Here is a 14172-nt window from a genome sequence, read left to right on the forward strand (position 1 = left end):
GTTGTTCCGCTCAGGCCGTCTCGACCGCCGCCCTGATCTCGTCCGCGAAGCGCGCCGCGGACTCGCGCAGGCCCGCGACGTCGGGGCCGTGCCGCAGCACACCCCGGCTGACGCTCGGCACCACATTGCGCACGGCCGCGCCGAAGACGCCCGGCAGATCCGCCGGAGTCGCTCCCTGCGCGCCGATGCCGGGCGCGAGCAGCGGACCGTTGACGCCGGCGAGGTCGTACGAGGACAGGTCGCCCAGCGTCGCCCCGACGACGGCGCCGAAGGATCCCAGGGGCTCCTGACCGGCGTTCTCCGCGGCGAGGTGCCCGAGGACGGTGGCCGCGACCGTCCGGCCGTCCTCGCGCACCGCGTGCTGCACCTCGGCGCCCTCGGGGTTGGAGGTGAGGGCGAGCACGAAGAGCCCGGCGCCGTTCTCGCGCGCGAGGTCGACGGCCGGCGCGAGGGAGCCGAAGCCCAGGAAGGGCGAGACCGTGAGCGCGTCGCTGAACAGCGGGGAGTCCTTGTGCAGGAAGGTCTCCGCGTACGCGGCCATGGTCGAGCCGATGTCGCCGCGCTTGGCGTCCATCACCACCAGGGCACCGGCCGCCCGCAGCTCCTGGACCGCCGTCTCCAGTACCGCGATGCCGCGCGACCCGAAGCGCTCGAAGAAGGCGCTCTGCGGCTTGAACACGGCGACGGTCCCTGCCAGCGCCTCGACGACGGTGCGCGTGAACCGCTCCAGACCCGCGATGTCGTCGTTCAGGCCCCACGCGGACAGCAGCGAGGCGTGCGGGTCGATGCCGACGCACAGGGGGCCGCGCTCGTCCATGGCGTGGCGCAGGCGCGTGCCGAAGGGCTCCAGGGGGCTCATGCGGTGACCTCGGGCTTCCTCACATCGGCGCCGACGGCGTCGGCGAGGGTGGCGTACGGGCTCGTGCGAAGGCGTGCGGCGAGGCCCTTGTGGATCGCGCGGCCCCAGAAGGGACCTTCGTAGATGAAGGCGCTGTACCCCTGGACCAGGGTGGCGCCCGCGAGGATGCGCTGCCAGGCGTCCTCCGCGGTCTCGATGCCGCCGACGCCCACGAGCGTGATCCGGTCGCCCACGCGCGCGTAGAGGCGGCGCAGGACCTCCAGGGAGCGCTCCTTGAGCGGTGCGCCCGACAGCCCACCGGTCTCTCCGTAGAGAGAGGGTTCGGATGTCAGACCGAGGCCCTCGCGCGCGATGGTGGTGTTCGTGGCGATGATGCCGTCCAGGCCGAGCTCGACGGCGAGGTCGGCGACCGCGTCGATGTCCTCGTCGGCGAGGTCCGGCGCGATCTTGACGAGCAGCGGGACGCGACGGCCCTCGACGCTGCGGTCGGCGGCCTCGCGCACTGCGGTCAGGAGCGGCCGCAGCGACTCGGTGGCCTGGAGGTTGCGCAGGCCGGGAGTGTTCGGCGACGAGACGTTGACGACCAGGTAATCCGCGTGGCGGGCGAGCCGCTCGGTCGACTTCACGTAGTCGGCGGCGGCCTCCTCCTCGGGCACCACCTTGGTCTTGCCGATGTTCACACCCACGACCGTCCTGAAGACGGGCGTACGCGCGGCCAGGCGCTCGGCCACGGCCGCCGAGCCCTCGTTGTTGAAGCCCATGCGGTTGATCAGCGCGCGGTCCGGCACGAGGCGGAAGAGCCGCTTCTTGGGGTTGCCGGGCTGCGGCTCCCCCGTGACCGTGCCGATCTCGATGTGGTCGAAGCCGAGCATCGACATGCCGTCGATCGCGACGGCGTTCTTGTCGAAGCCGGCGGCGAGCCCGAAGGGCCCGTGCATCCGCAGCCCGAAGGCCTCGGTGCGCAGTTCCTTGAATCGGGGCGCGAGGACGGCCGCGACGAACGTGCGCAGCACGGGGACGCGGGCCGCGAGGCGGATCCAGCGGAAGGCCATGTGGTGGGCCTGCTCGGGGTCCATGCGCTTGAAGACGAGGTTGAAGAAGAGCTTGTACATGAGTGTCCTCGGGTGTCCTCACCAGAAGGGGGACACCGTGTCCGGTGTCCCCCTTGTGGGTTGCTAGTCGCGAGCCGCGGTCAGGTGCTGCGCGTGTTCCTGGAGTGACCGGACGCCCACGCCGCCGTGGTTGAGCGCGTCGATCCCCTGGACGGCCGCGGCGAGCGCCTGGACCGTCGTCAGGCAGGGCACGGAGCGTGCCACGGCGGCCGTACGGATCTCGTAGCCGTCGAGGCGGCCGCCGGTGCCGTACGGAGTGTTGACGATGAGGTCGACGCCGCCGTCGTGGATGAGCTGGACGATGGTCTTCTCGCCGTTCGGGCCCTCGCCCTCGGACTGCTTGCGCACGACCGTGGCGTTGATGCCGTTGCGCTTGAGCACCTCGGCCGTGCCGGACGTGGCGAGCAACTCGAAGCCGTGCGCGACCAGTTCGCGCGCCGGGAAGATCATCGAGCGCTTGTCGCGGTTGGCCACCGAGATGAAGGCGCGGCCCTTGGTCGGCAGCGGACCGTACGCGCCCGCCTGCGACTTGGCGTACGCGGTGCCGAACACCGAGTCGATGCCCATGACTTCGCCCGTGGAGCGCATCTCCGGGCCGAGGACGGTGTCGACGCCGCGCCCGTGGATGTCGCGGAAGCGCGACCACGGCATGACGGCTTCCTTCACCGAGATCGGCGCGTCCATCGGCAGCGTGCCGCCGTCGCCGGTCTTCGGGAGCAGGCCTTCGGCGCGCAGCTCGGCGATGGTGGCGCCCAGCGAGATGCGGGCGGCGGCCTTGGCCAGCGGCACCGCGGTCGCCTTCGAGGTGAAGGGGACGGTGCGCGAGGCACGCGGGTTGGCCTCCAGGACGTAGAGGATGTCCCCGGCCATCGCGAACTGGATGTTGATCAGCCCGCGGACCCCGACGCCCTTGGCGATGCCCTCGGTCGAGGCGCGCAGGCGCTTGATGTCGAAGCCGCCGAGCGTGATCGGGGGCAGGGCGCACGCCGAGTCGCCGGAGTGGATGCCGGCCTCCTCGATGTGCTCCATGACGCCGCCGAGGTAGAGCTCCTCGCCGTCGTACAGCGCGTCGACGTCGATCTCGATCGCGTCGTCGAGGAAGCGGTCGACGAGGACCGGCCGCGAGGGGCTGATCTCGGTCGACTCCTCGATGTACGCGGAGAGGCGCGCCTCGTCGTACACGATCTCCATGCCGCGCCCGCCGAGCACGTACGAGGGGCGGACGAGGACCGGGTAGCCGATCTCGTCGGCGATGGCCTTCGCCTCGGCGAACGTCGTCGCGGTGCCGTGCTTCGGCGCCGGGAGGCCGGCCTCGTCGAGCACGCGGCCGAAGGCGCCGCGGTCCTCGGCGGCGTGGATGGCCTCGGGCGAGGTGCCCACGATCGGCACGCCGTTGTCCTTGAGCGCCTGCGACAGGCCCAGCGGGGTCTGGCCGCCGAGCTGTACGACGACGCCCGCGATCGGGCCCGCGAGGGACTCGGCGTGGACGATCTCCAGGACGTCCTCGAGCGTCAGCGGCTCGAAGTACAGGCGGTCGGAGGTGTCGTAGTCCGTGGAGACGGTCTCGGGGTTGCAGTTGACCATCACGGTCTCGTAGCCCGCGTCGCTGAGCGCGAAGGAGGCGTGGACACAGGAGTAGTCGAACTCGATGCCCTGGCCGATGCGGTTCGGGCCGGAGCCCAGGATGATCACCGCGGGCTTCTCGCGCGGCGCGACCTCGCTCTCCTCGTCGTACGCCGAGTAGAAGTACGGCGTCTTCGCGGCGAACTCGGCGGCGCAGGTGTCGACCGTCTTGTAGACCGGGCGGACGCCCAGGGAGTGCCGCACCTCGCGCACGACGTCCTCGCGCAGGCCGCGGATCTCGGCGATCTGGGCGTCGGAGAAGCCGTGCCGCTTGGCCTCGGCCAGCAGGTCGGCGTCCAGGCGCTCGGCGGCGGCCAGCTCGTCGGCGACCTCCTTGATCAGGAAGAGTTGGTCGACGAACCACGGGTCGATCTTGGTGGCGTCGAAGACCTCGGCGGGGGTCGCGCCCGCGCGGATCGCCTGCATGACGCTGTTGATGCGGCCGTCGGTCGGGCGGACGGCCTCTTCGAGGAGCCGGGCCTTGTCGCCGGGCTCGCCCACGAACGTGAACTGCGAGCCCTTCTTCTCCAGCGAGCGCAGCGCCTTCTGCAGCGCCTCGGGGAAGTTGCGGCCGATGGCCATGGCCTCGCCGACCGACTTCATGGTGGTCGTCAGGGTCGAGTCCGCCGACGGGAACTTCTCGAAGGCGAAGCGCGGGGCCTTGACGACCACGTAGTCGAGGGTCGGCTCGAAGGACGCCGGCGTCTTCTCGGTGATGTCGTTGGGGATCTCGTCGAGCGTGTAGCCGACGGCCAGCTTGGCGGCGATCTTGGCGATCGGGAAGCCGGTGGCCTTGGACGCGAGCGCGGACGACCGGGACACCCGCGGGTTCATCTCGATGACGATCACGCGGCCGTCCACGGGGTTCACCGCGAACTGGATGTTGCAGCCGCCGGTGTCGACGCCGACCTCGCGGATGATCGCGATGCCGACGTCGCGCAGGATCTGGTACTCGCGGTCGGTCAGCGTCATCGCGGGCGCGACGGTGATCGAGTCGCCGGTGTGCACGCCCATCGGGTCGAAGTTCTCGATGGAGCAGACGACCACGACGTTGTCGTTCTTGTCGCGCATCAGCTCCAGCTCGTACTCCTTCCAGCCGAGGATGGACTCCTCCAGGAGCACCTCGGTGGTCGGCGAGAGCGTGAGGCCCTGTCCGGCGATGCGGCGCAGCTCGTCCTCGTCGTGCGCGAAGCCGGAGCCGGCGCCGCCCATCGTGAAGGAGGGGCGCACGACGACGGGGTAGCCGCCGAGCTCCTCGACGCCCTTGAGGACGTCGTCCATGGAGTGGCAGATGTACGAGCGGGCGGACTCGCCGTGGCCGATCTTCTTGCGGACCTCTTCGACGACGTCCTTGAAGAGGTCGCGGTCCTCGCCCTTGTTGATCGCCTCGACGTTGGCGCCGATGAGCTCGACGCCGTACTTCTCCAGGACGCCCTGCTCGTGCATGGAGATCGCCGTGTTGAGGGCCGTCTGGCCGCCCAGCGTCGGCAGCAGCGCGTCGGGGCGCTCCTTGGCGATGATCTTCTCGACGAACTCCGGGGTGATCGGCTCGACGTACGTGGCGTCGGCGATCTCCGGGTCGGTCATGATCGTCGCCGGGTTGGAGTTGACGAGGATGACGCGCAGGCCCTCGGACTTGAGGACGCGGCACGCCTGGGTGCCGGAGTAGTCGAACTCCGCTGCCTGGCCGATGACGATCGGGCCGGAGCCGATGACCAGGACGGACTGGATATCGGTGCGCTTAGGCACGCTGGGCTCCTTCTGCGGTCATCAGGGATACGAAACGGTCGAAGAGGTAGGCGGCGTCGTGCGGACCCGCGGCGGCCTCGGGGTGGTACTGGACGGAGAAGGCCGGCTGGTCGAGCAGCTGCAGGCCTTCGACGACGTCGTCGTTGAGGCAGACGTGGGAGACCTCGGCGCGGCCGAAGGGCGTCTCGCTGACCTTGTCGAGCGGCGCGTCCACGGCGAAGCCGTGGTTGTGCGCGGTGACCTCGACCTTGCCGGTGGTGCGGTCCTGCACCGGCTGGTTGATGCCGCGGTGGCCGTACTTCAGCTTGTACGTGCCGAAGCCGAGGGCGCGGCCGAGGATCTGGTTGCCGAAGCAGATGCCGAACAGCGGCGTCCTGCGCTTGAGGACGGCGGTCATCAGCGCGACGGGACCGTCGGCGGTGGCCGGGTCGCCGGGACCGTTGGAGAAGAAGACACCGTCGGGGGCGACGGCGTACACGTCCTCCTCGGTGGCGGTGGCGGGCAGCACGTGCACCTCGATGCCGCGCTCGGCCATGCGGTGCGGGGTCATGCCCTTGATGCCGAGGTCGATGGCGGCGACGGTGAAGCGCTTGGTGCCGACCGCCGGGACGACGTAGGCCTCCTTGGTGGCGACCTCCTCGTACAGGCTCGCGCCCTTCATCTGGGGCTGCGCCTGGACGCGGGCGACCAGCTCGGCGTCCTTGGCCAGCGCGGTGCCGGAGAAGATGCCGGAGCGCATGGAGCCGCGCTCGCGCAGGTGGCGGGTGAGGGCGCGGGTGTCGATGCCGGAGATGCCGACGACGCCCTGCTCGACCAGCTCGTCGTCGAGCGAGCGCGCGGCGCGCCAGTTGGAGGGGATGCGGGCGGGGTCACGGACCACGTACCCGGAGACCCAGATCCTGCTGGACTCGTCGTCCTCGTCGTTCCAGCCCGTGTTGCCGATCTGCGGGGCGGTGGCGACGACGATCTGGCGGTCGTACGAGGGGTCGGTGAGGGTCTCCTGGTAGCCGGTCATGCCGGTGGAGAACACCGCTTCGCCGAAGGTCTCCCCCACGGCCCCGTAGGCGCGACCGCGGAAGATGCGGCCGTCCTCCAGGACGAGTACGGCGGGAGCCTTGCTGGCTCCCCTGGTGGAGGTCGTCATCGTGCGGTGCCTTCCGTCGTGCTGGACGTGTTGATCATGTTGTTGATGGCCTCGGCCCATTCGGCCTGCTCGGCCGCGTGGTCGGAGCGGAAGCCGGAGTCGAGCCGCTTCCCGCCGTGCTCCCAGGTGACGATCAGGAGACCGCCCTCCGCGAGGACCTTGCCCGCGATGCCCTTGTCGAGGCGGGCCTCGCGCAGCTGGTGGGCCGGGATGAAGAAGTCGGTGGCCCCTGGGCGTACGACGTCCAGGCCCGCGTCGGTCAGCGTCAGCTCGACGCGGCTGCGGGTGCCCAGGCCGTGCGCCACGATGCGGTCGAGCCACTGCCCGGCCGTCGTGGAGCCGTGGTACCGGCCGCTCAGCTCAAGTCTCGCCGGGCCCGGCTCGCTCGGCGCGCCGGGCAGCTCGGGCAGGTCGCTCTGGAGCGTGCCGCGCCATTTCCAGCCCTCGCGCATCAGCCAGTAGACGAGCGCGATGAAGAGGAGCAGTCCGACGACCCAGCCGATGCGAGCGGCCCAGTCGGTCACGTCCGCCGATTCCTTCTCGGCGGCCAGTTGCAGAAGAGATGTCACGCGAGCTTCCCGTCGACGAGCGTGGCCCGACCCCGGAGCCACGTGTGCGTGACGCGGCCCGGCAGCTCACGGCCCTCGTAGGGAGTGTTGCGGCTGCGCGAGGCGAAGCCCGCGGGGTCCACTTCCCCACGGTAATCGGCGTCGACCAGGACGAGGTTGGCGGGCTCACCTGCCGAGACGGGGCGTCCGTGGCCGGTGGCCTGCCCGATCTGCGCGGGCTTGACGGACATCCGGTCGGCGACGGCCGCCCAGGTCAGCAGGCCCGTCTCGACCATCGTCTGCTGGACGACGGAGAGCGCGGTCTCCAGGCCGACCATGCCCATGGCGGCCGCGGCCCACTCGCAGTCCTTGTCCTCGTGCGGGTGCGGGGCGTGGTCGGTGGCGACGATGTCGATGGTGCCGTCGGCGAGGGCCTCGCGCAGCGCCATGACGTCGCGCTCGGTGCGCAGCGGCGGGTTGACCTTGTAGACGGGGTTGTACGTGCGCACCATCTCGTCGGTCAGGAGCAGGTGGTGCGGGGTGACCTCGGCGGTGACGTCGATGCCGCGGGACTTGGCCCAGCGGACGATCTCCACGGACCCGGCGGTCGACAGGTGGCAGATGTGCACCCGCGAGCCGACGTGCTCGGCGAGCAGCACGTCACGCGCGATGATCGACTCCTCGGCGACGGCGGGCCAGCCGCCGAGGCCGAGCTCCGCGGAGACGACGCCCTCGTTCATCTGGGCGCCCTCGGTGAGCCGCGGCTCCTGCGCGTGCTGCGCGACGACGCCGCCGAAGGCCTTCACGTACTCCAGGGCGCGGCGCATGATCACGGCGTCGTCGACGCACTTGCCGTCGTCGGAGAAGACGGTCACGCCGGCGGCGGACTCGTGCATGGCGCCGAGCTCGGCGAGCTTCTTGCCCTCAAGGCCCACGGTGACGGCGCCGATGGGCTGCACGTCGCAGTAGCCGGACTCCTTGCCGAGGCGGTAGACCTGCTCGACGACGCCGGCGGTGTCGGCGACGGGGAAGGTGTTGGCCATGGCGAACACGGCGGTGTAGCCACCGGAGGCGGCGGCGCGGGTGCCGGTCAGGACGGTCTCGGAGTCCTCGCGGCCCGGCTCGCGCAGGTGGGTGTGCAGGTCGACGAGGCCCGGCAGGAGCACCTTGCCCTCGGCCTCGACGACGGTCGCGCCCTCGGCGGAGAGCCCGGCGCCGACGGCCTCGATGGTCTCGCCGTCGATCAGGACGTCCTGCGCCTCGCCGCCGAGCACCTTCGCACCACGGATCAGGATCTTGCTCATGGTTTTTACTTCTCCTCGGTACGGGTGTGGGTGACGGCGGGCTCGTTGCCGCCCAGGAGCAGGTAGAGGACGGCCATGCGGATGGAGACGCCGTTGGCGACCTGCTCGACGACCGTGCAGCGGTCGGAGTCGGCGACCTCGGCGGTGATCTCCATGCCGCGGACCATCGGGCCGGGGTGCATCACGATGGCGTGCTCGGGCATCTTCGCCATGCGCTCGCCGTCCAGGCCGTAGCGCCGGGAGTACTCGCGCTCGGTGGGGAAGAACGCGGCGTTCATCCGCTCGCGCTGCACCCGCAGCATCATCACGGCGTCGGACTTCGAAAGGACGCGGTCCAGGTCGTACGAGATCTCGCAGGGCCACTGCTCGACGCCGACCGGCACCAGCGTGGGCGGGGCGACCAGGGTGACCTCGGCGCCGAGGGTGTGCAGCAGGTCGACGTTCGAGCGGGCGACGCGGCTGTGCAGGACGTCGCCGACGATGGTGATGCGCTTGCCCGCGAGGTCCTGGCCGAGTCCGGCGTCGGGCCCGACGAGGCGGCGGCGCATGGTGAAGGCGTCGAGGAGGGCCTGCGTGGGGTGCTGGTGGGTGCCGTCGCCCGCGTTGATGACGGCGGCGTCGATCCAGCCCGAGGTCGCCAGGCGGTAGGGCGCGCCGGAGGCGCCATGCCGGATGACGACGGCGTCGACGCCCATCGCCTCCAGGGTCTGGGCGGTGTCCTTGAGGGACTCGCCCTTGGAGACGGACGACCCCTTCGCGGCGAAGTTGATGACGTCCGCGGAGAGGCGCTTCTCCGCGGCCTCGAAGGAGATCCTGGTCCGCGTCGAGTCCTCGAAGAAGAGGTTGACCACGGTGCGCCCGCGCAGCGCGGGCAGCTTCTTGATCGGCCGGTCGGCGACCCGCGCCATCTCCTCGGCCGTGTCGAGGATGAGGACGGCGTCGTCGCGGGAGAGGTCGGCGGCCGAGATGAGGTGTCGCATCATCGGGGTGTACTCCGGTGTGTGGAGGTCTTGCGGGCACGCGGGCGCACAGGGGTGTGCCCCGGGCCCGTGAGGGGGGAAGCCGGTCCTATGCGGAGGCGGGCTTGGCACCGAGCAGCACGGCGTCGCGGCCGTCCTCCTCGGCGAGCTGCACCTTGACCGTCTCCCGCAGCGACGTGGGGAGGTTCTTGCCTACGTAGTCGGCGCGGATGGGCAGTTCGCGGTGGCCGCGGTCGACGAGGACGGCGAGCTGGACCGCGCGGGGGCGGCCGATGTCGTTCAGCGCGTCGAGGGCGGCACGGATGGTGCGACCGGAGAAGAGCACGTCGTCGACGAGGACGACCAGGCGGCCGTCGATGCCGTCACCGGGGATCTCGGTGCGGGCCAGTGCACGCGGCGGGTGCATGCGCAGGTCGTCGCGGTACATGGTGATGTCGAGGGAGCCGACCGGGATCTTGCGGCCGGTGATCTCTTCGAGCTTGTCGGCGAGCCGGCGGCCGAGGAAGACGCCGCGGGTGGGAATGCCGAGCAGGACCACGTCGTCGGCACCCTTGGCGCGCTCGACGATCTCGTGGGCGATGCGGGTCAACACCCGCGCGATGTCCGGGCCTTCGAGTACGGGGCGCGCGACACCGGGGTCATTCGTGTCCATATGAAACGGACCTCCTTCTCCGCCTCACGGGACGGACTTTAAAGGACGTCGAAATTGCGCCATCCACAGTACCAGCACTGATGACGGGGCACGTCATCACCCTCCACCGAAGGGGCGGTACGGACCATTCGGCTTGACGGAGGCAAGTAACGCTGCGTAACCTCACAGTGAGTTACCAGCCACGCGGCGGAGCCGCATGATTGTCGCAGCGTCCGGGGAGCTATATGTCCAGCGAATACGCCAAGCAGCTCGGGGCCAAGCTCCGCGCGATCCGTACCCAGCAGGGCCTTTCCCTCCACGGCGTCGAGGAGAAGTCCCAGGGACGCTGGAAGGCGGTCGTCGTGGGGTCGTACGAGCGCGGCGACCGTGCCGTGACCGTGCAGCGCCTCGCCGAGCTGGCGGACTTCTACGGCGTCCCTGTGCAGGAGCTTCTTCCTGGCACGGCCCCCGGTGGCGCGGCCGAGCCGCCGCCGAAGCTCGTCCTGGACCTCGAGCGTCTTGCCCACGTCCCGCAGGAGAAGGCGGGCCCGCTGCAGCGGTATGCCGCCACGATCCAGTCGCAGCGCGGTGACTACAACGGCAAGGTGCTCTCGATCCGCCAGGACGACCTGCGCACCCTCGCCGTCATTTACGACCAGTCCCCCTCGGTGCTGACCGAGCAGCTGATCAGCTGGGGCGTCCTGGACGCGGACGCGCGCCGCGCCGTCGCCCACGAAGAGGTCTGAGCCCCCGAGGAAGACTTCAGCAGAAACGTGCCGCCGGGGTGGCCGCAGCCGAAAGGCGCGGCCACCCCGGCGGTTTTCTCGCATTTCCCGGAGTATTTCCCCCGGTGACGCTTTCTCCCACCTGATGCTTTCTCCCGCGGGGCGAGAAGCCCCGACAGAAAATCGGAGGGCCCGCAGCGCATTGCTGCGGGCCCTCCGATGACGTACGAGGCTGCCTTACCGCCCTTACGCCTCGTCCCGGCGCAGGGACGGCTTCAGGTCCTTGAAGCGCCCGAGGAGGCCGTTGACGAAGGACGGGGACTCGTCCGTGGAGAACTCCTTGGCGAGCTGTACCGCTTCGTCGAGGACCACGGCGTCGGGCGTGCCGTCCTCCCAGACGAGCTCGTAGGCGCCGAGCCGCAGGATGTTCCGGTCGACGACCGGCATGCGGTCCAGGGTCCATCCGACGGCGTACTGCGAGATGAGTTCGTCGATGCGTCGCTCGTGCTGCGCGTACCCCTCGACGAGCTCCATCGTGTACTCGCTCACCGGCGGCTGCCGGGTGTCGGACCGCGAGTGGCGCACCCAGTCCGCGAGGACCGTCAGGACGTCGGTGCCGCGCTGGTCTGCCTCGAAGAGGATCTGGAAGGCGCGCTTGCGGGCCGTGTTACGAGCAGCCACGGTTAGCTGTTCACCCGGCCGAGGTAGTCGCTGGTGCGGGTGTCGACCTTGATCTTCTCGCCGGTGGTGATGAACAGCGGCACGTTGATCTGGTGGCCGGTCTCCAGGATGGCGGGCTTGGTGCCGCCCGTGGAGCGGTCGCCCTGGACGCCCGGCTCGGTCTCCTTGATGGTGAGCTCGACGGCGGCCGGCAGCTCGACGAAGAGGACCTCGCCCTCGTGCTGCGCGACGGTGGCCTCGAAGCCCTCGATCAGGAAGTTCGCGGCGTCGCCGACGGCCTTCTTGTCGATGTGCAGCTGGTCGTAGGTCTCCATGTCCATGAAGACGAAGTAATCGCCGTCCATGTAGGAGAACTGCATGTCGCGCTTGTCGACAGTGGCCGTCTCGACCTTGACGCCGGCGTTGAACGTCTTGTCGACGACCTTGCCGGAGAGCACGTTCTTGAGCTTGGTGCGCACGAAGGCCGGGCCCTTGCCGGGCTTGACGTGCTGGAACTCGACGACGGACCAGAGCTGGCCGCCTTCGAGCTTGAGCACCATGCCGTTCTTGAGGTCGTTCGTGGAAGCCACGGTTGCGGAATCTCCTGGACTGACGTGGACGACGCCGGGGCACGCGCTGCGGGTGGTCCCGCTAGAGCGCGAGCAGCTCCTTGGTCGTAATGGTGAGTAGCTCGGGTCCGCCATCCGCCTCGGGGCGGACGACGAGCGTGTCATCGATCCGGACGCCGCCCCGGCCGGGGAGGTGAACCCCCGGTTCGACGGTGACCGGCACGCAAGCGTCCAGTTTACCCATGGCCGCGGGCGCCAACTGCGGGTCCTCGTCGATTTCGAGCCCCACGCCGTGTCCGGTCAGCGGAGCGAGCCCGTCCGCATAGCCCGCCGAGTCCAGTACGTGGCGTGCCGCGTGGTCCACGTCGCGGCAGGCCGCACCGGGTGCGAGGGCCTCGCGGCCGGCCCGCTGGGCGGCGAAGACGAGGTCGTAGAGCTCGATCTGCCAGTCGGCGGGCGAGGTGCCGATGACGAACGTACGCCCGATCTCGCAGCGGTATCCACGGTAGTTCGCCCCCAGGCACACGGAGAGGAAGTCCCCTTCCTCCACCCGCCGGTCCGAGGGGCGGTGGGCGCCCTTCCCCGAATTGGGCCCGGTGCCGACCGAGGTCGCAAAGGCGGGCCCGTCGGCGCCGTGGTCGACGAGCCGCCGCTCCAGCTCCAGGGCCAGGTGCCGTTCCGTACGTCCCACGAGAATGGACTCGAGCAGCTCACCCAGGGCCTGATCGGCGATCTCGGCGCCGATCCGCAGACAGGAGATCTCCTCCTCGTCCTTGACCAGACGCAGCTGCTCGACGGCCGAGCCGAGATCCGTCAGCCGCAGCCGGGGCGCGACCGAACCGAGGGCCCGGTGCCGGGCCACGGTCAGGTGGTGCTCCTCGACGGCCAGCGCGTCGGCCCCCTGCGCGGCCGCGAGCCCCGCGCCCGCCACAGCGGGATCGGCGCCGGGCGCGGGCAACACCTGGATCCGCAGCGCCTCGTCGGGCCGCCCCTCGTCCTGCCGATCACCGGGCGGACGCCCGCACAGCAGCACGTCCTCGCCCCTGCCCATCAGGAGGACGGCGCCGTGCGGCGCCGCGCCCGCGAGATAGCGGACGTTGGCGGGCCGGGAGACCAACACAGCCGCTCCCCCACCCCCGGCACACCGCTCCCTCACCCGCTCCCTGCGCACCGCGTACACCTCTGACATGGGGCGAGCCTACGAGCCCCACCTCCACCCGGCCCGGCCAGCGCGTCCGACCGGGCGTCGGGGACGTCAGTACGAGGGCAGGACGGCCCTCGCCGCTACCACTTCGGCGGGCTCGCGATGGCTCGGGCCAGGACGTCGTCCAGCACTCGGGCCGTGTCGGGGACGTTCAGTTGGGAGTTGTCGATGATGGGGAGGCCCGAGCCGTACCAACCGGCCATGCGACCGTGGATGCGGGCCACTTCCTCGTCCGTGAGGCGGCGGTTGCCGCTGCGCTGCGCGTTGCGCTCCAGGACGATCTCCAGGCCCGGGAGGAGGACGACGGGCAGCAGGCCCGGGCCCACGTGGCGCTTCCAGCCGCCGAGGCCGACGACCGGGCGGTCGGGGAAGACCGCGTCGTCGAGGATGCAGGAGATGCCGTTGGCCAGGAAGTTCCGCGCGGCGAAGCCGCAGGTGCGGCGGGCCAGGCGGTACTGGGCCTCGGAGTGGTCGTTCCAGCCCGACTGGGGGTCGGCGAAGCCGGAGCGCACCCACTCGCGTACGTCGTCGAGGCTGATGTGGGCCGTCGGCACCCGGCGGTGCTCGGCCCAGAACTTGGCGACGCTCGTCTTGCCCGCGCCCGCGGGGCCGATCAGGAGGACGGCGAGCGTCGTCGCCCCCGTGTCGGCCTGCGCCGTGCCCTGTGGTGGGCTCGGCATCGCGACGGGGCCGCCCGGCGGCAGCTGGACGTGCCCCGTGGTGTCGGGGGTGGGAGGCACCGGGCCGTGCCCGAGCTGCAGGGTGGCCGGGCCCTGTCCCGGGGTCTGCGGGGCGGCCTGGCCCTGGACCCGCGGGGCGGCGCCGCCCGCGAAGCCCGGAGCCGGCGGCGGCGAAGCGCCCTGGGGCGCGGCACCCGGACGCGGCGCGCTCGGGTGGTGTGCGGCCGGGGACCAGCCGGTGGCCGGTCCGTGCCCCGGCTGATGGGGCGGCGGCAGCGGAGATCCCACTGCGTGCTGCATCCGGTGCCACTCCGTCTCGTGCGACTGACGCTGGTCGGGCGGCGCCCGGGCCGTCCGTTACCGAACGGTACCGTCCCCGGCCGC

General features: G+C 70.8%; 13 protein-coding genes. 1 reads left to right on the plus strand and 12 read right to left on the minus strand.

Going from position 1 to position 14172, the window contains the following annotated elements:
• Positions 1-10: 10 nt before the first annotated feature.
• The 8 genes from pyrF to pyrR all read right to left on the minus strand — a co-directional run bounded on the left by pyrF (position 11) and on the right by pyrR (position 9971).
• Positions 11-859, minus strand: coding sequence for an orotidine-5'-phosphate decarboxylase (gene pyrF, locus ACZ4D5_RS24305; protein ID WP_467774510.1), 849 nt, complete (start codon positions 857-859; stop codon positions 11-13).
• Complete coding sequence (locus ACZ4D5_RS24310; RefSeq protein ID WP_467774511.1) at positions 856-1971, minus strand: quinone-dependent dihydroorotate dehydrogenase; 1116 nt, start codon at positions 1969-1971, stop codon at positions 856-858. Before ACZ4D5_RS24310 ends, pyrF begins: the two co-directional genes overlap by 4 nt.
• Positions 1972-2034: 63 nt before the next feature.
• Positions 2035-5343 carry a carbamoyl-phosphate synthase large subunit gene (gene carB / locus ACZ4D5_RS24315; protein WP_467774512.1) on the minus strand — a complete coding sequence of 1103 codons (3309 nt, stop codon included), beginning with the start codon at positions 5341-5343 and terminating at the stop codon, positions 2035-2037.
• The gene (gene carA / locus ACZ4D5_RS24320; protein WP_467774513.1) at positions 5336-6487 is read right to left on the minus strand and encodes a glutamine-hydrolyzing carbamoyl-phosphate synthase small subunit; all 1152 of its coding nucleotides are present in this window, start codon (positions 6485-6487) and stop codon (positions 5336-5338) included. Before carA ends, carB begins: the two co-directional genes overlap by 8 nt.
• A complete protein-coding gene (locus ACZ4D5_RS24325; protein ID WP_467774514.1) occupies positions 6484-7056 on the minus strand; it encodes a PH-like domain-containing protein in 573 nt (190 codons plus the stop codon). The genes carA and ACZ4D5_RS24325 overlap by 4 nt, the downstream gene beginning before the upstream one ends.
• The gene (locus ACZ4D5_RS24330; RefSeq protein ID WP_467774515.1) at positions 7053-8339 is read right to left on the minus strand and encodes a dihydroorotase; all 1287 of its coding nucleotides are present in this window, start codon (positions 8337-8339) and stop codon (positions 7053-7055) included. The genes ACZ4D5_RS24325 and ACZ4D5_RS24330 overlap by 4 nt, the downstream gene beginning before the upstream one ends.
• Before the next feature lie 5 nt (positions 8340-8344).
• Positions 8345-9322 (minus strand): aspartate carbamoyltransferase catalytic subunit, encoded by a 978-nt coding sequence (locus tag ACZ4D5_RS24335; RefSeq protein ID WP_467774516.1) that lies wholly within the window; start codon positions 9320-9322, stop codon positions 8345-8347.
• Between the two features lie 85 nt (positions 9323-9407).
• Positions 9408-9971, minus strand: a complete 564-nt coding sequence (gene pyrR, locus ACZ4D5_RS24340; RefSeq protein ID WP_362327974.1) for a bifunctional pyr operon transcriptional regulator/uracil phosphoribosyltransferase PyrR — start codon at positions 9969-9971, stop codon at positions 9408-9410.
• A 224-nt stretch (positions 9972-10195) separates the two neighbouring features.
• Between pyrR and bldD the strand changes: the two genes are divergently transcribed.
• The gene (gene bldD / locus ACZ4D5_RS24345) at positions 10196-10696 is read left to right on the plus strand and encodes a transcriptional regulator BldD (protein ID WP_030787240.1); all 501 of its coding nucleotides are present in this window, start codon (positions 10196-10198) and stop codon (positions 10694-10696) included.
• A 225-nt stretch (positions 10697-10921) separates the two neighbouring features.
• Here the strand turns inward: bldD and nusB are convergent, their stop codons facing one another.
• The 4 genes from nusB to ACZ4D5_RS24365 all read right to left on the minus strand — a co-directional run bounded on the left by nusB (position 10922) and on the right by ACZ4D5_RS24365 (position 14088).
• Positions 10922-11356 (minus strand): transcription antitermination factor NusB, encoded by a 435-nt coding sequence (gene nusB, locus ACZ4D5_RS24350; RefSeq protein WP_362327972.1) that lies wholly within the window; start codon positions 11354-11356, stop codon positions 10922-10924.
• Positions 11357-11358: 2 nt separating this feature from the next.
• Positions 11359-11925 carry an elongation factor P gene (efp, locus tag ACZ4D5_RS24355; protein WP_467774517.1) on the minus strand — a complete coding sequence of 189 codons (567 nt, stop codon included), beginning with the start codon at positions 11923-11925 and terminating at the stop codon, positions 11359-11361.
• A gap of 61 nt (positions 11926-11986) precedes the next feature.
• Complete coding sequence (locus ACZ4D5_RS24360) at positions 11987-13093, minus strand: M24 family metallopeptidase (protein WP_467774518.1); 1107 nt, start codon at positions 13091-13093, stop codon at positions 11987-11989.
• A 95-nt stretch (positions 13094-13188) separates the two neighbouring features.
• Positions 13189-14088: a Pro-rich N-terminal domain-containing protein gene (locus ACZ4D5_RS24365; protein ID WP_467774519.1), complete on the minus strand. Its 900-nt coding sequence runs from the start codon at positions 14086-14088 to the stop codon at positions 13189-13191.
• Positions 14089-14172 lie beyond the last annotated feature (84 nt).

The sequence above is a fragment of the Streptomyces sp. NPDC025651 genome (genome assembly GCF_055558735.1).